Source organism: Paenibacillus sp. J22P143 (genome assembly GCF_059692035.1).
In genome coordinates this window covers 730,808-750,293 of sequence record NZ_JCAUAQ010000001.1, presented here as the reverse complement: position 1 = coordinate 750,293, position 19,486 = coordinate 730,808, and the positions used below count along the sequence as shown (strand labels likewise).

At 40.6% G+C, this 19,486-nt stretch carries 10 protein-coding genes and 1 pseudogene; all 11 read left to right on the top strand.

Features of this window, described 5'->3' with window-relative positions:
- Nucleotides 1-11: 11 nt before the first annotated feature.
- The 11 genes and pseudogenes from AC58PQ_RS03470 (at nucleotide 12) to AC58PQ_RS03420 (ending at nucleotide 19,449) form a co-directional block, all read left to right on the top strand.
- On the top strand, nucleotides 12-2,372 hold the full coding sequence (locus AC58PQ_RS03470; protein ID WP_497240558.1) for an AraC family transcriptional regulator: 2,361 nt from the start codon (nucleotides 12-14) through the stop codon (nucleotides 2,370-2,372).
- 155 nt (nucleotides 2,373-2,527) lie between these two features.
- Nucleotides 2,528-3,487: an ABC transporter permease gene (locus AC58PQ_RS03465; RefSeq protein ID WP_497240557.1), complete on the top strand. Its 960-nt coding sequence runs from the start codon at nucleotides 2,528-2,530 to the stop codon at nucleotides 3,485-3,487.
- 21 nt (nucleotides 3,488-3,508) lie between these two features.
- Complete coding sequence (locus AC58PQ_RS03460) at nucleotides 3,509-4,393, top strand: carbohydrate ABC transporter permease (RefSeq protein WP_497240556.1); 885 nt, start codon at nucleotides 3,509-3,511, stop codon at nucleotides 4,391-4,393.
- A 76-nt stretch (nucleotides 4,394-4,469) separates the two neighbouring features.
- Nucleotides 4,470-6,014, top strand: a complete 1,545-nt coding sequence (locus AC58PQ_RS03455; protein ID WP_497240555.1) for a DUF3502 domain-containing protein — start codon at nucleotides 4,470-4,472, stop codon at nucleotides 6,012-6,014.
- 99 nt (nucleotides 6,015-6,113) lie between these two features.
- Nucleotides 6,114-6,542, top strand: a pseudogene (locus AC58PQ_RS03450) (beta-galactosidase); the annotation flags it as partial.
- A 41-nt stretch (nucleotides 6,543-6,583) separates the two neighbouring features.
- Entirely contained in the window at nucleotides 6,584-6,877 is a 294-nt protein-coding gene (locus tag AC58PQ_RS03445; protein WP_497240554.1) for a glycoside hydrolase family 35 protein, read from the top strand.
- Nucleotides 6,878-7,223: 346 nt separating this feature from the next.
- The gene (locus AC58PQ_RS03440; protein ID WP_497240553.1) at nucleotides 7,224-12,560 is read left to right on the top strand and encodes an Ig-like domain-containing protein; all 5,337 of its coding nucleotides are present in this window, start codon (nucleotides 7,224-7,226) and stop codon (nucleotides 12,558-12,560) included.
- A gap of 92 nt (nucleotides 12,561-12,652) precedes the next feature.
- Nucleotides 12,653-14,335 (top strand): S-layer homology domain-containing protein, encoded by a 1,683-nt coding sequence (locus tag AC58PQ_RS03435; RefSeq protein WP_497240552.1) that lies wholly within the window; start codon nucleotides 12,653-12,655, stop codon nucleotides 14,333-14,335.
- Between the two features lie 116 nt (nucleotides 14,336-14,451).
- Nucleotides 14,452-15,684 (top strand): response regulator transcription factor, encoded by a 1,233-nt coding sequence (locus AC58PQ_RS03430; RefSeq protein WP_497240551.1) that lies wholly within the window; start codon nucleotides 14,452-14,454, stop codon nucleotides 15,682-15,684.
- A gap of 69 nt (nucleotides 15,685-15,753) precedes the next feature.
- Nucleotides 15,754-17,496 carry a sensor histidine kinase gene (locus AC58PQ_RS03425; protein WP_497240550.1) on the top strand — a complete coding sequence of 581 codons (1,743 nt, stop codon included), beginning with the start codon at nucleotides 15,754-15,756 and terminating at the stop codon, nucleotides 17,494-17,496.
- Nucleotides 17,497-17,697: 201 nt separating this feature from the next.
- Nucleotides 17,698-19,449: a type 2 periplasmic-binding domain-containing protein gene (locus tag AC58PQ_RS03420; protein ID WP_497240549.1), complete on the top strand. Its 1,752-nt coding sequence runs from the start codon at nucleotides 17,698-17,700 to the stop codon at nucleotides 19,447-19,449.
- Nucleotides 19,450-19,486: the final 37 nt, after the last annotated feature.

Genomic DNA, 19,486 nt, shown 5'->3' with positions numbered 1-19,486 from the left:
GAGGTGGAATCATGTTTTCTAAAACCAAAAATAATCGAAGATATCTACGTAAAATTTATCAGTGGATTGCATTAGCCATGCTCTTACCGCTAATTTCATTTGCAGTTATCGCATTTGTCAATGTAGAGAAAGCAGTATTGGACAATGAATATCAAGCGAACAAAAAAATATTGTACCAGGTAAAATATAATATTAACTTCATGGACAACATGATTGTTAATTCTGTTTTATCGATGTACTATAATCCTGAAATTAGCCCACTTATTTTTAACAAAGATGTCGATTTCACAGAGTTACTTAATGAAATGATCAAAATTAAATCATCAATTGTAAGCGTCAACCCTTTCATACATTCCATCTATTTATATAATAGCCATACGAATACTTACTTCACAACGCGGGATGATTTGTTATTCAAAGATACGAATTTTGAAGCATTGCTTCACTCCAAACAGGAATTGCCAAAATTGAAGCCAATACCCAGAAAAATTGAATACAACATAGAAAAAGATAAGAAAAGGTACGAGAATGTGGTCACTTATGTAATGTATGACTTCAAGGGTGAGTTCAATCAACCTGAAGGTGCATTAATCGTTAACGCTAGTACCCAATGGCTGCTCAACAGTATAAAAGAGATCAACATGGTTGACGAGAAGCGGGATGATCAAATCATGATCCTTGACGATAATGGTGGAATTGTCGGTCAGGATAGTGAAGAAAAAGGCACTTTGCAAGATTCTTTGAAAGCGATTTATCAAAAGCACAATAGTGAACAAGCCTCTATCGATAACACGGGATATTTTACAGAAGACATAAATGGCAAGAAATATCTGATTACTTACACGTTTGTAGATAAAATGAATTGGACATTAGTGAAAGCACAACTATACGATGAAGTGTTTCAGAAAATCAATGCATTGAAATTAACATTAATTGTAATTATCGTTGCGTTTATGATTCTGGCGTTTATAGCTTCTATTTTTATTTCCCGGAAAATTTACAAACCGATTGATAATTTGGTCAAGCAAGTCGTATCCAATGTTGTTGAAATGGATCAATCCCATGCGAAAGACGAGATATCTTATTTGAACAAAGCGTATCAGCTCTCATTTGATCAACTAAACCAATACAAGCGTAATAAACAATCAGATCGTGAAATTATGAAAACATATTTCTTAAGGAAATTGCTTGTAGATAGTCAAGCGGTTACTAACAATGAGTTTATTAAGGCTGCATCAGAGTTTGGAATCGACTTAACACAAGATAAACCAGGGCTCGTGTGCATTGTTAAAATTGATAATCGCACTCAATTTGAGGGGATGTTCAATCCGTTTGATCGTGATCTATGCACTTTCGGCATTATTAACATTTCGCAGGAACTATTTTCTCAATTTTATCGGATTGAAGTTGTTGAAATGAAAAATGATCATCTGGCCTTTATATTAAATATAGAGGGGTCTGACAAAGAAAAGACGGTTTCGGAAATAACTGCAATTTGGAATAAGGCGCAATCCTATATCAATCAATACTTCAAAGTAACGATTTCAATTTTTATTAGTGACCTTTGCGAAAATCTTCAAGACTTGACCGGCAAGTATGACGTGGCATTGAATAATTCGGTATACCGGTTGATATTCGGCAAGTCCTGTATTTTGACGAACAGGATCATACAAGCCAATACGGACAATTCACAGGTCGGTTATTCAGCCGTCATGGAAAAGAAACTGGTCGATTCGCTAAAAAGCGGTAACGTCCTTTCTTCGGAAGAATCGTTGAAGAAGCTATTTGAAGAAATTTCCATGCTGAACTACAATAACGTTTTGTTATCTATCATGAGTTTAATCAATACGTTGAAACAAGTGACAGAGGAAATCAACAGAAGCAGATTAGAACCTTTACTGATTAATTTTAACTTGCTGTCCAACCAGCTTTTCAGTATGGAAACATTGGATGAGCAATACGGTAACATTTTGCAAATTTGCAAAAGTATCGTATCCAAAGCGGAACGGACAGAAACCGATAAACATTCCATCATCAATAACACGGTTATCGAGTTAATTCAAGCCGATTATGCGAACCCAGCCTTGTGCCTACAGTATATCTCAGAAAAATTGAATGTATCTGCTAAGCAAATTAGTAAGATTTTCAATCAACAGTACGCTAGATCGGTTGCAGATTATATTAATGAGGTAAGATTGGAAAAAGCAGCGGAATGGTTTGAAAATTCCAATCGCAGTATTAAGGAAGTTCTCCAAAAAATCGGCGTGGAAAATGAGAGTTACTTCTACAAACTGTTTAAAAAGAAATACGGCGTTACGCCGAAAGAATATATTATTACTAAACATGTGCAGGGAACTCGTGAAACGAACTGAAAAGATGATTTTTTAAATAGGTAGTTTATTGTATTGGTACGCTAAATACAATAAACTGCCTTTTTTACAGCCGAAATTGCAATAAAACGCTCTTTTTACACTAGGATTTCTTTATAGATTAACGTAATGTGATCAACAGAGAGGAGGTGAACATAATGGCTTACCCACAAGTGATGACGCACCCAACTATAAAAGCTAGAAAACGAAATACATTCTGGCGAGTAATCAAACGTAATTGGGGATTATTTGGTTTAGCGCTTCCGGGATTATTATTCGTTATCATTTTTTCATATTTGCCGATGTTCGGTGTAGTGCTTGCCTTTAAAGATTATAATTTTGGCAAAGGGATTTGGGGCAGCGATTGGGTAGGTTTGAATAATTTCAAGTTTTTTTTCACCTCGGATGCGGCTTGGCAAGTCACACGAAACACCATTCTATTGAACTTTAGTTTCATTGTCCTTACGAATCTGGTATCCATCGCTTTTGCACTCATGCTCTTCGAATTGAGCCGTAAGGCGGTCAAATTGTATCAAACGACGTTGTTTTTCCCTTATTTTTTATCCTGGGTTGTAGTTAGTTATGTGTCTTATGCTCTTCTTAACCCGCAATTGGGTGTCATCAATCAGCTGTTTAAACAGCTAGGATTTGCTGAAATCAATTGGTATATGGAAAGTAAATATTGGCCTTTTATATTAAGTCTTGCTTTTTTATGGAAAAGCGTCGGCTATTCTACCCTCATCTTTTATACGGGACTTATGGGCATCGATAAAAGTTATTATGAGGCCGCTGCGATCGATGGAGCCTCCAAGTGGCAGCAGGTTCGTCATATATCCTTACCGCTGTTAACGCCGTTAATTACGCTGATTTCACTTTTGGCAGTAGGGAAAATCTTTTACTCCGATTTCGGAATGTTCTATTTTCTGACGGCCGATTCTGGGGCGTTATACGCCACAACGGATGTGATTGACACTTATGTGTATCGTGCCTTACGGGTTTCAGGCGATATCGGGATGTCAACGGCCATCGGGCTGTATCAATCGTTAGTTGGTCTTGTGCTCGTACTGACGGTGAACTACATGGTTCGAAAGATCAACAAGGAAAATGCGATTTTTTAGAATAAAAGGGAAGTGGAGAACATGGATTTACGGAAAGCGTCGCTGGCGAAAGGACTTATTCATGGATGGTTTATCTTGTTTTCCATCTTCTGCATAATACCGCTGCTGTATGTCATTTCGATTTCGTTATCAACAGAGTCAGACATTGCCAAAGAAGGCTATAAGCTGATTCCGAAAAATTTGACGACCTTTGCTTACGACTACTTGCTGCACAATCCGAGTCAGCTGATTACCGGTTATTCGGTATCCATCACGGTAACGGTGCTCGGAACGGTGCTCAGTCTGCTGATTACGGCCATGCTAGCGTATGTTTTGTCTCGCAAGGATTTCGCCTTCGCTAATGCGCTGTCTTTTATTATCTTTTTCACGCTGTTATTTAACGGGGGGCTCGTCCCTTGGTACATATTGATCAAAAAGTATTTGCACATCGATAATTCGCTACTCGCCTTGATCTTGCCTTATGTGATTATGCCGTGGCATGTGCTGTTGATGAGAGGGTTTTTGTCCGAGATTCCGCCGTCACTTATCGAGTCAGCCAAAATCGACGGAGCGAAAGAGTGGCGAATTTTTTATCAAATCATTCTGCCATTAGCGAAGCCAGCTTTGGCCACATTAGGATTATTCATCGCCTTTATTTATTGGAATGACTGGTGGCTGGCCTTGCTTTATATCGATAATGAGAAACTGGTTCCGTTGCAATATATGTTGTATCGGATTATGAACAATATTCAGTATCTATCGAGCAGTATCAAACCGAATACAGTCAATATCGATATCAGCCAGTTTCCTAATGAAAGCGCACGTATGGCCATTGCGATCTTGGCAGCGGGCCCAATTCTAATCGTATTCCCGTTTTTCCAGAAATATTTCGTGAAAGGCCTAACGGTAGGCGCAGTGAAAGGCTAAGATTCTTATAAAAGTTGGTTGTAATTGGCAAAGCCGTTGCAATATAGAAAAACAAACTCAGGGAGGTTTCTTAATCATGCAGAAATCATTTAAAGTAGTGGGCGTAAGTCTTGCGCTTGGACTAGCAATGTCTAGCATTTTGGCAGGTTGTGGTTCAAAAAGTGAAACTACAAGCAGCCCATCGACAGCACCAGCCGCTTCCACAGCGGTATCTCCAGCGGCATCAACTGCACCCAAGCTCGAGCCTGCTGAATTGACCTGGTATTTAGACAGTACGCCTCCAACCGATGTTGCTTCTGTTGAAGATGCAATGAACAAGATCTTGAAAGAAAAGCTGAATGCAACGATACATCTTAAATTCGTCGATTGGGGCGCTTTTGACCAGAAGATGCAAGTCGTGAACGCTGCAGGCGAAAACTACGATCTTGCATTCACGGCGAACTGGGCGAACAACTATTATCAGAATGTGAGCAAAGGCGCATTTATTCCTGTGGATGATCTTCTGCAAAAGTATGCGCCGACCATTCTGCAAACGATTCCAAAAATTGGCTGGGATGCTGCCAAGGTAAACGGAAAAATTTATGCGATTCCGAACTATCAGGTTTGGACGATGACGAACGGATTGTCGTTCCAAAAGGCTCTGGCAGACAAAGCCAACATTAAACCGGAAAGCATCAAAAAATTGGACGATTTGGCACCATTCTTAGATTACGTCAAGAAGAACAATCCGGACCTTGTCCCCTATGAAATGGATAAAAACGGCACTTGGGGAACAAATCTGGTTGCCTATGGCTTTGATGAGGTTGCGGGAAGAAACATCCCAGGTACGGTCAAATTAACGGATAGTTCCTTGAAAGTAGTGAATCAATTTGAATCGGAAGAGTTTAAATCGTATGTGAATTTGATGAGAGATTGGTATCAAAAAGGTTATATCCGCAAAGATGCTGCAACGCTTGCTGATGCTCAGGCGGATCGTAAAGCAGGTAAAAACGCTAGCTTGAATAATGGTAACATTGGGCCGGCGGATCCAAACGATCCAAACGCTGTTCCGAAGATTGCGGATGTTCCTGCATATGTTGCAAAAACAACGCAGCCTTACTTGATGACAAGCTCGATTATTGCGACAATGACGGGTATTAGCAAAACCTCTAAAAACCCGGAACGTGCGGTTATGTTCCTAGACCTGCTATTTAAAGATAAAGAGCTTTACAATATTTTGGCGCATGGAATTGAAGGCAAGCACTACAAGAAATTAGACGGCAACAAGAAAGAAGTAATTAAAGACGGAGGATATGCGCCTGATTTCGATTGGGAAATCGGCAATTCATTGAACAGCTTTACGATGACATCTAGCCTAGCTGAACAGGTGGTCAAAATGAACCAATCTGCAGTTGGATCTCCGCTGCTTGGTTTCACATTTAATCCAGATCCAGTGAAAACCGAAATTGCACAAATAGCTACCGTAACGGCGCAATACATGCCGTTGTTGCAAACGGGTTCAGCTGATCCAGCACAATTCTTGCCAGAATTCATCGACAAGCTGAAAAAAGCCGGCAGCGACAAAATTATCGTTGAAGAGCAGAAACAAATCGATGCATGGAAGCTTACTAGAGGGAAATAAGCAATAGTAATCTTCAGCAATGGGGGGCTTTCAAGCATTGACATTGCAAGATGTTGGTGCGTGAAAGCTCCCTTTCCTATTATAGAGGAGTGGTACAAATTTGACGGGATTGCCGATATCGAACGATTCATTCAGTTAGCGTGAGAGCTGGGTCTGCATGTGATCATAAGGCCGAGTCCGTTTATTTACGCGGAGTGGGAATTCGGTGGGTTGCCAGCCTGGCTTCTTAAGGAAGACAATATGCGGCCGCGCTGCTCTCATCAGGCTTTTTTGGATAAAGTCGATGCTTATTATGATGTGTTATTGCCTAAATTTGTACCTTATCTTAGTTCGAATGGCGGACCGATTATTGCTATGCAAATCGAAAATGAGTAAGGAAGCTATGGTAACGATAAGAACTATTTGATGCATTTGAAGAAGGCGATGGTGGAACGCGGCATAGACGTCCTATTGTTCACATCAGACGGGTATGCAGACAGCAATTTGCAAGGTGGCACGCTAGTGCCGGATGTTTTGGCTACCGTCAACATGGCGTGTATCAAGGCGTTATCGAACGAAACACGCACGATGTGAAGCCGAATGTAAGAGAAAACGATATCGTGCTGGACATTCCGTCCGAGGGTGCAAACTTATGCATTTTGGTAGAAAATCAAGGGCGGATTAATTACGGTTACAACTTGAAAGATCCAAAAGGAATTACTGAATGTGTTAATCTCGGCCGCTACTGGGAGGTCGGCCCGCAAAAAACGTTGTATATGCCAGCTCCACTGCTGAGGGATGGGGAGAATGAGTTTATTGTATTCGAGTTGCATGGCACGCAAGCTCCGGTTGTTACCCTTCAGGATTTTGCAGAGCTCGGATAATCTATACCGTTATGAATTTGCACAATAATGTCTGGGTAACTAATTTCCCTATGTGGTATGTAGATAACGCCACTCCCGATTTTGTTCGGATGAGATTGTAATTAAAGTCAGATAATCAGTACGTTTCTTTTGTCGGCTACGATGAAAAGATGAGATTTTTGAACGCTAAATACAATAAACTGCCTTATTTACAGCTGAAATTGCAATAAAACGCCCTTTTTACACTAGGATTTCTGCATTGGTTAAAGTAAGATGTGTAACAGTATAGGAGGTGAACATAATCGCTTATTCAAAAGTTATGGAATCGTACTATATTTAAGAGGATATTTAAGAGGAGGAAAGTACATTGTATAAAAGACAGTTAAGTATTATATTGGCTTTTTGTATGATTTTCACTTCATTAATTGGAACGGGAAGTAGTGTTTATGCTTCTGAAACCGCTATCACTACAAATGGGGATAGCATACAAGCAGAATTCTTTGTATCACCATTAGGAAGTGATACCAATGACGGTTCTTACGAGCATCCTTTCGCCACCCTGCAGGCGGCTCGGGATGCCGTTCGCGTGATCAACACCAATATGACTGGTGATATTTACGTTTTTGTTGCAGCCGGTGATTACTACATAACAAACACAGTAGAATTTGGTGTTGCAGACTCAGGAACAAATGGTTACAACATTATTTACCGTGAAATGAATGGACTGGGTACTGTTAATTTTATTGGCGGAGAACAGGTGAACCCTGACTCATGGACCTCAGTTAACGGTACAGCTGATCCAACAACAAACCCAGATGGAGATTTACCAGATAATATTTCGGGTATGGTTTATAAAACATTTGTTGGCACAGGAGATTATCCAAGCAAAGACTTTAATACGCTTTATGTAAATGATACAAGACAGATTATGGCTCGTTCGCCAAACTTAAATAAACGTCCTAATTTTCCTAGCTCATTTAGTGACTATTACAAAACAACTGGTGGCGGGGCAGGTGGTTCAAACGTTACATCCATGACTTTTACTGACTCTATTCTGGATGCTAACACAAGAAACGGAATGATAAACGCAATGGCCCGCGGTGATTTTGATGCGCAGGTTTTTACAGATGATTACGGCGGAGATCGACACTGGGAAAGCAATACACTCATGCTAAGTGGTTATACCGCAGGCAAGTTTACTTTTAAAACTGACCCAGCAAAACCTGAATTTAACAGACCCCGCTTTACGGTTGGGGATCGTAGTTCTTTCTTTGTTCAAGGTAACTTAGGATTTCTTGACCAGCCTGGCGAATTTTACTACAACAAAAAGACAGGCTATCTTTACTATTATCCAACAGGGGATATTACACAATTAGATGTAATTGTGCCTAGAGTAGAGACAATCGTCCTTTTCAAAGGAAATGATAAGGACAATACGGTTCATAATATTCAGTTTAACGGAATCAAGTTTGCAGATACCAATTTTCCTGATTGGTATTCCCCTTATTGGAACTGGGGCGATACAGGTACGGGTATGGGGAAATATCCGCCCGAAGCTATGAATTCAACCAATCCATCTTATGCCGAAGGTATAGACCGTCCGCAATTTCAGGTTGGCGTAATTAAATTGAACTATGCCTCATTTATAAATATTGAGCGCTCTCACATAAAAAACGGAGGTATGAATGGTATTTCATTGTATTTAGCAAACCATGATATTACTATTCGTGATAGTTTAATTGAACATGTCGGTCACGATGGGATTCAAATTGAGGGTGGATATCCTGGTGACCCTATAAATGGAGGCATCAATGGAGAAGGCTACTCGAGGAATAATCTGATCGAAAACACCATTATTCATGACGTGGGTGAATTGGTGCTTTGTTCAGCAGGTATTTCAATGAACAATGCAGGCAGAAACACGGTAAGATATGTCGAGATTTATAACAGCCCTCGTAGAGGATTGCTTCTGCAAGCAGGTAATACGAGAAATCCAAATAATGTGGGAGGTTTTGGCGACAAATTTCTAAACCGATACAATGATTTTTATATCCATGACAATCGATTTGAATATGTGTATGTGCATGATTGCCAACAAGACGGTGGAGATGACGGCACACTCTTTGTGGGTTGGATTTATAGGGGAAGTGATCCTGATCCTGACTACAAGAGAAATTATTTTGAACAAGTTATTATCGATCAAACAGCTTCGAATCCTACGATGACAAACTATACACCTAACAGCATCAATACAGACATGGGCGCAAACGGACTAAGCTTTAAAAATGTAATGGCGACCAATTCACAGAACTTTAATTTTGAGGGCGGTTCATATTTCCAACCTACTTATGGTGATAACGCGCTTATTTCAGACAACACAAACTTAAATTATGGACCGGTATATGATAAAGATGCTACATTTGATCCTTCCAAAATGGAATTTGATAAAATCGGTGTAACCGCTGCTTATCCAGTGGAATATAAAACTCCATTTGTTGCTGTCAATAAACCAACAGATATTTACTTTGAAGACAGCTTTGAGAAAAAGGCTATTGATACGACAAAATGGAACTATAAAAATACGCTTCCCAAAACGACTTCACTATATATGGCAGGCACACCTTTACAAGATAGACGCTCTCTTATGATTGATGCTTCAGGTTCTGGCAAGCCTGTATTATATAAGGATTTTCCGCAAGCGTTAAACAAAGTGGTCTCGGTAAAAGTGTTTGACCCATTTGCTATAAATCCAACCGGATATGATTCGGGAAGACCATTTAACATGAAAAACTTTTATACGATGGCAAGAGCGGATGACGGAGTAAGTAGTAGAGGTATTGGAATTAATGCAAAATCAGGCAGCGCAAACTTTAATAATTATGTTTTAATTATTGATGGAGTAGAGCAGGACACAACGGTAAAGCGTTCTAATGGTTGGCACGAATTGAAATGGGATTACACGGGAACAAATGTCAAGATGTTTATTGATGGTGTGCAAGTGTATCAAGATGCGTCCGCTCTGCCATTTGACTACTTGGAATTAGGTTCCCTTAGTGGTACGGGTGCAAGCTGGTTTGATCAGGTTTATGTTTATGGGGGAATGCCAGCGCCTCCGCTAGATTCTATTGCACCACAGGCTATACCACCTTATGATGCATCGAATGATGACAAAACACGACTAGACCTTAATTTGGAAGACGGCGTTGTGCCGAGCTTTAGTATTAAGGGCGGACAGCCTCCAGTTTTGAGCGTTATTGCCGATCCCGCAAATCCAAGCAATAAAGTTCTGCGAAATGTGATAGCAGATGGGCAAAGTTATTATCAAACGAGCGCCCCTTGGAACAACTATCTTGTCAATATGAGATGGAAATTCGTTGGTTGGGGTTCCAATAACATATTAAGTCAAAACTATGATAATTTTACGATTTATATTATGACAAATGGAACCGAACCAAACCCGCCAGCCTATCAGGTAATTTACCGTAGAAATAAAGGCGGAGTAACCGGTTTTCCTGCTGGTACTCCATATTTTGAAGTTAGTAAGCATACTCCAACAAGTGACGTCTCGCTAGGAAAGGTTGCGGTGCCGGCAGGATTCGTTGCGACGGACTGGCATGATTTCCAAATTCAGGCGGTCAGCGGTAAAGTCGGATTTTCTATTGATGGCAACAAACTATTATCGGTTAATGATGGTTCATACTCTTCTGGCGGTGTTGCTTTCGGAGGAATTAACAGCACTGTTTTACTAGATGATGTAGAGATTATATCTAATCCGAGGTTTGTTAATTATGGTTCTTACTTTGGACTTGATAATGTAACGTTAAATGGTTCCTTTAACCCTAATTACTTACAATATGAAGGGACAAAAACGAATACTGACCAACCGATAACACTAACAGCACCACAAATTGTTGTACCAGGTTCTACTGTCGAGGTTAAATTTAATGGAACAACACTTTCCTCGCTTTCTGCAACACCATATGAACTACCATTGCAAAACGGAAAGAATACATTGATTTTCAATGAAAACACAGTATTTGGTTTAAAAACATATACGATCAATATCTTTAAAAATGTAAAAGCAACTTCGGTTGAATGGCCGCCTGAAGCGACCATTTCAGCAACGACTGGTGCAGCTCCGGTTTTCCCTGCAACAGTTAAGGTTCATTTTGAAGATGGTTCAAACCAAGATGTAGGCATTGTTTGGGATACGTTTGACAGCAGACTTCTTCGCCAAACGGGTCAATTCACAGTAGATGGTAGATTGGATTTGGATGGTAGACAGTTAGTTGACGTAAATTCAACAAAAACTTTTACTGTTTATGTAGACGGAATCCGTTCAATCGACCTTAGCGCTTTGCCGGATGTATCCACATCGGTAGGAAATGCGCCAATTCTTGCACAAAATGTAACGCTCAACTACGAGTTTGCCGGTGCAACACCCACTGCAGTAACCTTTGATACGTTAGACCCTTCCCTGTATGCGCAGTCAGGTACCATAATAGCGGTTGGTCATGTGAATTCGTATGCAGGAGATGTGTTGCAAATTGTCACGGTAACAGCGCCGCTGCTGCCTACACTTGTCGGAATAACAGGACCAGCCTCCATCACTGGGGTTGCAAACGGAACGGCGAAGACGGCAGCAGATCTCGGCTTGCCAGCTACCGTTGAACTGGTAACCTATACGGCGGGAAGCCTGACTGCCAGTGTGACTTGGGATGTGTATGCTTCCTCCTATGATCCATCCTTACAAGCAGGTCAGACGTTCAACGTGAACGGAACTGTAACTTTGCCTGACGGAGTTGCAAATCCGAACAACGTAGCACTGACAACAAGCATCGGCGTGACGGTATTACCAGCACCAGTTTCAGTATCGCCTCAGGCTACCCTAACGAATCCACAGCAGGTAATAACTGGGGAATCATTGGATGTGACGATGGGACTGAGCAACCTGACTCAAACTGAATTCCAGCTTATCAATGCGCAAGAGTTGACGCTTCATTATGATGCGGTGAATTTGGAGTTGGATTCGGTGACCACCCTTGTTTACGGGTTGAGAGTCATCGAACAACAAGAGACAGTGCCGGGACATGTTCAGATTGTTATGGCAAGCGAAATCGCTGAAGGCGTTGCTCCACAAGGAAATTTACTGAAATTTAGCTTTACAGCCAAAGCTGTAACCCAAGTTACGAATACAGCTTTTAGTGTAAGCAGTTTTACAATTGCCAACGGTCTAGGTAACGAAATGCAAATTAACGGAGCCTCTTCCAGCGCACAAATTATTTTACCTGCAGTGCCAGTGAATAAGACATCACTGAACGCTTTAATCTCAAGCGCTCAGGCGAAGCATGATGCTGCAGTAGAAGGAAATAACAACGGTCAGTATGTGCCAGGATCAAAAGCGATCCTTCAGTCGGCCATCCATACAGCGAGTGTGACAGCGAATGATTCGTATGCAACTCAGGTTCAGGTGGATCAGGCAGCAGTTGCACTTGCAGCGGCAGTTCAGGCATTTGAGAACAACAAAATATCAGCAGATGTCAATGGAAAAGACGGTGTAACCATTGGGGACTTGGCTATGGTTTCGGCAAGCTATGGCAAGCAACCGGGTCAAAGCGCTTGGAATGCCAAAGCGGATGTCAATCATGATGGTAAGGTAGATATTATCGACTTAGCCATCGTAGCCAAAGCTATGTTGCAGTAAAACGATCAATGATAACGAGGGGAGAACTCAGGTTCTCCCCCTTATCCAATTATGCTTGTCTGGCAAGGTTATGAGAAAGGATGACTTACCCGATGAAGAAAACACTGCTCGCATTTATGCTGGCATTCCTTTTAATTGTGACTACATTCCCCACAAATGTCATTCATGCAGACGCAGGCCCGCAGTTTCTATTGACCATCTCTAACGCAAGCCCTGCGGCAGGTGACAGCTTTCAAGTAACGGTGAATGGGAAGCAGTTAAGCGACATGTATGCGTATGAGGTTAATCTGACATACGATGCTAGCAAGATCAGGTTTATAAGCGGTGACAGCCAAAGCAACGGCTATGCTATAAAACCTATTGTTGACGGGAACAACATTCAAATTGCACATACGCAATTTGGAAATACGCCTGGTCAAAATGGCAACGCGAAATTGGCCGAATTTACCTTTAGTGCAGTGGTTGAAGGAACGGCCAATATTGTGCTGAAAAGCGTGAAATTGGTGAATTCACAGCTAGATGCTGACCTTATTTCAGTCAATGGAAAAGTATCAGCCCATATACAGCCTACAAGCTCTACGGGAGGCGGCAAAGGCGAAACGAAATCAGAGTCGATCATCCTCAAACCTGCAGTGAAGGTTGACGCTGCTTCTAAAGTTGCAATGTCCACCGTTGATGCGGCTGCATGGGAACAAGCTCAAAAACAAGCCGAATCTGATCCAAGTGGTAAAGGAACAATCAGCCTTGAAATTCCGCAAACAGCCGATGCAACGACCTATATGCAACAGATACCTTCAAATTTAATGTCAAGCGATAAGAAACAATATCAAATTGAAATTAAAACACCTATCGCCTCTATTGTTATTCCAAGCAATATGTTCCGAGAAGGTGATTTGACGGATAGCCAGACAGAGCTGCTTATCTCTCGAGCAGACATCAGCAAGCTAGACGCAAGCGTCCAGAATAAAGTCGGATCTCATCCGGTCATTGAGCTCACCGTTCAATCCGGCGGCCAAACCATTGCCTTCAATAACCCGAAAGCCCCTATCATCGTGAGCATACCTTATTCTCCTACTATGGAGGAACAGAAACATCCAGAGCATATCGTCGTCTGGTATATTGACGGAGAAGGCAACATTCATGCCGTACAGAATGGAAAGTATAATGCCGCCACAGGTCTAGTAACATTTTCGACTACACACTTCAGCACGTATGCGATATCGTTCGTTCAAAAATCATTCGATGATATCACTTCCGTGGACTGGGCGAAGCATGCTATTGAAGTTTTGGCATCCAAAGGAATTATTAATGGTACGACAGACAGCGAATTTAGTCCGTTGCAGCAAGTAACCCGAGCAGATTTCCTATTGCTGTTACTTCGTACGCTTCATTTGCAAGGGCCATTAGGCGATCGATTTGCAGATGTTAACGAGGGTGAGTATTATGACGAAGCCGTAAGGATTGCCAGAGGCTTAGGAATTGCGGATGGAAGTGGAAATAACCTGTTCCAACCTGAGGCTTCCATTACAAGAGAGGATATGATGGTGCTGACGGAAAAGGCGCTTAGAATAAGCGGGCAGCTGGCAATCGATGCTTCGGAAGAAGAACTTGATTCATTTACGGATACTTCGGAAATCTCGAATTACGCTACAAACAGTATCGCTACTCTTGTCCAGTCAGGGTTGATCAACGGCTACGACAACAAACTTTACCCGAAAGGAACAACGACTCGGGCGGAAGCGGCGCAATTCATGTACAACATTTATAACTATTAAACACAAATGAATAACACGGCAGAACGGAAAGAGGGATGAAAAGGCTTCATTCCTCTTTTCTCATTCATCTATTATCACAGCGGTGCAGTTCTAACGCCCTCATGAAGGAGGATTTAATGTTCAAAGTACTGATAGCTGAAGACGAATTGTTCGTCCGTATTGGCATAAAAAACTCTATAACATGGCCGCAATTCGGCATGGAAGTTATTGATGATGTTGCAGATGGCGTGCAGGCTTGGGAGTCGTATAATAAAAATAAACCTGATCTTATTCTAACCGATATAAGAATGCCCCATATGGATGGTCTGGAGCTTATTTCTAAGATCAGGGATGTAGATAAAGAGACAAAAATTATTATCCTCTCAAATATCGAAGAGTTTAAATTGGCACAGCAAGCGATGCGACTCGGAGTATCGGACTATATATTAAAACTGACGATGACATCGGAAGAGATGAATGACATCCTTAGGAGAGTTTCGGAAGAGTTACAGCAGCAACGTGAAGTGAAAGGCGATCATACCGTAAATAAAGAAGGAACAGGATTACTTAAGTCAAACGCGTTCTCAGATTTCTTTACACATGATGAGATCCATGTTGATGATCTGGATGAGATTGTACAGAAGTATAAGTTAAGGCTCGAGGAAAAAAACCTCGTTCTTTGTTTGATTAATAATGATCGTCATGAAGCGGAGAACAATTCTAAAGGCTCTTTATCTACACCCAAAGCTATCATGAATCTCATTGGTGAAGTTTTAGACGGTTATAACAGGGGTGAGATCGTTTATTATACGGAAAAGCAGTATGGAATTTTATTTAGTTTTGCGGATTGTAACAGTTGGGATCTCATAAAGGATGAGCTTCACAAAATAGTGGATCATATTCAGAGGTTGATGAGCGCCTATTTTAATTTCTCTATAACGATAGCCATAAGTTCGTTGCGCAGCGGTTACCAACATGCCAAGGAGCAATATGAAGAATGCAAATCCATACTGGATAAAGCAGCCTATTCTAGAGAGATGGTGCTTGCCTTGCAGTATATCAAGGACAATTACCAATCTGAAATTACACTGAAGCATGTTGCTGATTATGTAAATCTAAGTCCCAATTATCTTAGTACGGTATTTAAACATGAGATGGGCATTAATTTTGTAGACTACTTGACCCACTACAGAATTGAAAAATCCAAGGAATTGTTATTGAAATCTAATTTTAAGCTATATGAAGTTTCTGAACAGTCAGGCTTTAAAGATGTAAGTTACTTTTGCCGGATATTCAAAAAAATTACCAGTCACCGGCCGAATGAATTTAAGAGGAAATTCGTTCAAGAGGCTACTTTAAAAGTTATTTAAAACGGGGGCAGCATGCGGCTGAAGAGCAGGTTTAGCATTACGTTAAGGACACAATTGGTTGCATCTTTTTTGGTTATTATTCTACTGACCACAGTTTTAGGCTTTGGATATTTGTACACCGGCATGTTGGATATTGAAAAGAAAAGAACCGCCGAGAGTATTTTAAAACAGTTTAAACAAATGGAGTATAACCTTACCAATTTTTCCGATGAAGTAGAGAAATTATCGTTTTCTATTGCCGTAGATCAGCATACACAGGACTATATCAGCGATGATTCTTATTCAGAATATGCGAATACGATTCTTGAAGCCAATATGATAAGTATGATTGATGGCTATTTAGCAAATTACAAATATATTAAATCGATATACATTTTTAACGAAAATGGAAAAATCATAGGATCTACAGGTAGAGCGTCGTATTCTGAATCAAGTGAGGAAGAGAATAACACGTTTTTTAAATCTTCGGTTTATCAACATACCAAAAACAATTTTTCTAATCTGACATGGGAACTTGGAGATGAAAAACTTTATTTAGATCATGAACTCAATACGGGTACAGGGGCCATTATAACCGCTGCAAGAGCCATCAAGTTGCTTGACGTATTTAGACAAAAGGCCATTTTGGTTATTAATGTAGATGAAAAAATTATAAATTCGGTTTATAAATATGTTTTGGATGATCAAAACAGCAATATTTATATCCTCGATAAAAGCGGAATAATCATATCCAACAGTGATATGGGGCTAGTCGGAAAAGGCAGTGACCTCAATACATATATCGATTCGCAGAAATCTAGCGGCAGCTTCACGATGACACAAAATAAAAAGAGCATGCAAGTGATTTATTATCAAATGCAAAATTTTAATTGGACGTTTATTCAAGAAATACCATTAGACGATTATGTTAGGGATATATTGATCTTAAAAAATAAAGTGATCCTAGTCACATTGGTGAGCCTTTTATTAGCACTTTTTTTATCATTTCTATGGATGAATAGAATCACAAGACCTCTCAAAATAATTTCACGTGCCATGAATAACATGGAAATAGGTCAAATTGGCTTTGAAATTAAACACCGCACGGTGAACGAGTTCGATATTCTGATCAATCGCTTTAATAAAATGTCCAAAAGCATTGCAAGTTTAATTGATACAAACAGACAAATCGAAGAACAGAAGCGTGTGAATGAAATGAAAGCACTGCAGTCCCAGATTAATCCGCACTTTTTATATAACACGCTGAATCTTATTAAATGGATGGCTGTTGCCCAGCATGCAGAAAACATTGTAGAGGCGATTACTTCCCTAGGCAATATGCTCCTCCCAATTTATAGAAGTCATAGTCCGCTTTCAAGTATTTCAGATGAAATAAAATATATAAAGAACTACATGAAGTTAATTAATCTGAGGTACGGAGATGGGATCAAGATCTCGATTGATATGGATGAAGGCATTTTGAATGATCAAATTCTAAAGTTTATTTTACAGCCCGTTGTCGAAAATGCGATCTTTCACGGTTTTGAAAATTGGTTTCATGATAATACGATCATCATTTCGGGGCGTGAAGATGGTGAAGAAATCATGATCTGCGTCGAAGATAATGGGAAGGGCATAGCTCCAAACACGCTTGAAAAAATTCGCAGCAATCTTCTAATAAGTGACCTGCCTGAAGAAGAAAAGAACAGTATCGGATTGAACAATATAAACAGCAGATTGAAGATGCATTTCGGTGAGCGATACGCCATACAGGTCGAAAGCAAAGAAGGCAGCGGAACAAGGGTTATCATTCGAGTGCCGAAAATCAAATAATTGGAATTAAAGACACTGCAAATCAATCAATGGGTGTCTTTTTATTTATCGCCTTTTCAGAAGATTGTGCAATAAAATCGAAGGAACGTACAATTGGCTCGCCCACTATATATAAACACAGGAAGATTATTAAATTAATCGGTATTTTGTTGAGTGAAAAGTCAGACCACATATTTTAAAATAAGTTAGGAGCAAATGCGAATGAAGAAAACCGCAACAAAAGTACGCTCGTTAAGTGTTATTACGTTAGTGTTGCTTTCAGCATGCGATACAAAAAGCAGCCCCAGCATTCCTAATGCACCATATGAAAGCGCTTCGACAACGCCAGCAGCCAGCACGCTTGCAAAGAAAGAAGTCGTTACGATCAGGATCGTTGAACAGAATCATACCGGAGGTATAGAAACAAGTGATGCTGTCTCGCAAGAGATTCTAAACAAGCTTGGCATCAAGCTTGAGTATGTGAATACAGACGGTGACAAATTCAAATTGATGGCTGCGTCGGGAGATCTTGGAGATATAGTGATAACACCAGATGTTTATAAAGAGCAGTTTATCAAAGGTGGACAGGTAATAGCACTTGACGATCTTCTTAAATCAAAAGGACAGGATATCCTCAAGAATTCGCCTGTTAAAGTAGCCTATTCGAAACAGTATAAGAGTGATGGACAAAACAAGGTTTTTTACCTTCCAGCTCATGGTGTAACCAGTGTCGAAGACATAAAGCATCCTTTGTATTATGAGTATCAGGTTGGCGCTTTTGTAAGATGGGACTATTACAAAGAGTTAGGTTATCCTGCAGTCAACAATTCGGATGATTACCTCAAGGTACTCGCCGATATGCAGAATAAGAACCCGACGACTGCAGATGGTAAAAAGGTATATGGCCTTGCCTACTGGACAGACTGGGGGATTTGGAATGTTACCGGAGTAGGTACTATGAACTATGGCCGCGATGGATTAAAGGCTAGCGACTTTACCAGTACAACTGATACGCAAGGCAATCAAAAGGAAAACCTAACAAGTGATGACAGTGTCGTTTGGAAATATTTAAATATGTTCTATAAAGCACATCAGATGGGTATTCTTGACCCTGACAGCTTTACACAAAAGTATGAGAATGTTAAACAAAAAATTCTAAAAGGACAATTGCTTTCTAACAATAACAGCTGGTCTAACGGAGCGCTGAACCCTGGGCTCGCTCAGAAATATGGACCAGACGCGGGCTTAGGCATGCTCCCAACTGCATTCCCAGCGACATATTCTGTAGCAGCCTCTCCGGTTGGATGGTCAGGGTATGCTGCAGCCATTACAAAAAATAGCAAGAATCCAGAACGGGCTATGGAATTGCTTAATTACCTGAACACTTATGAAGGCGCAAGGCTTGTTTATAGCGGCATTAAGGGTGTTCATTGGGATGTTGTGGATGGCAAACCTCAAATGAAAGATGACGTTTTAAAGCAATCATCAAACGATCCCGATTTCACTAAGAAGACTGGTATTAAGAGTCTTGATCAATTCGTAGGTCTGGACGGCGCAGTTAAAGATCCATCAGATGGAGAACCGCTGGATCTCTTTGCAACACAGAAAGCTTTCGTGAGTAAAAACAGTCCTTTTAATAAATCGTACTCTGACTTTTTCGGCGTGCAATATCCAGGCGAAGCTGTAGAAAAGGCTGTAAGTGCAGGAAAGCTTACATTGGGCGCGTACAATACACTTCCTACAGATTTGATGCCAGCTCTACCTGAAAATTTGGCAAGAATCCAAAAACAAGTTGACGACTACTTGAATAAGCTTTTCCCTAAAGCAATCCTTGCTAAATCCGATGCAGAATATGATGAGACGATCGCATCAGCTAAAGCAGATCTTACAAAAATGGGCATTGATAAAATTTACGCATGGGAAAATACGGAGTATCAAAAAGGGAAGGCAGCAGCGGCTGATTTTAGCAAATAACAGGTAGAGGGGTGATTTCCATGTAGGCAAAAACGTA

Coding starts and splice junctions, on each gene's coding strand:
- AC58PQ_RS03470 (WP_497240558.1), top strand. CDS start 12: ATGTTTTCTAAAACCAAAAATAATCGAAGATATCTACGTAAAATTTAT.
- AC58PQ_RS03465 (WP_497240557.1), top strand. CDS start 2,528: ATGGCTTACCCACAAGTGATGACGCACCCAACTATAAAAGCTAGAAAA.
- AC58PQ_RS03460 (WP_497240556.1), top strand. CDS start 3,509: ATGGATTTACGGAAAGCGTCGCTGGCGAAAGGACTTATTCATGGATGG.
- AC58PQ_RS03455 (WP_497240555.1), top strand. CDS start 4,470: ATGCAGAAATCATTTAAAGTAGTGGGCGTAAGTCTTGCGCTTGGACTA.
- AC58PQ_RS03435 (WP_497240552.1), top strand. CDS start 12,653: ATGAAGAAAACACTGCTCGCATTTATGCTGGCATTCCTTTTAATTGTG.
- AC58PQ_RS03430 (WP_497240551.1), top strand. CDS start 14,452: ATGTTCAAAGTACTGATAGCTGAAGACGAATTGTTCGTCCGTATTGGC.
- AC58PQ_RS03420 (WP_497240549.1), top strand. CDS start 17,698: ATGAAGAAAACCGCAACAAAAGTACGCTCGTTAAGTGTTATTACGTTA.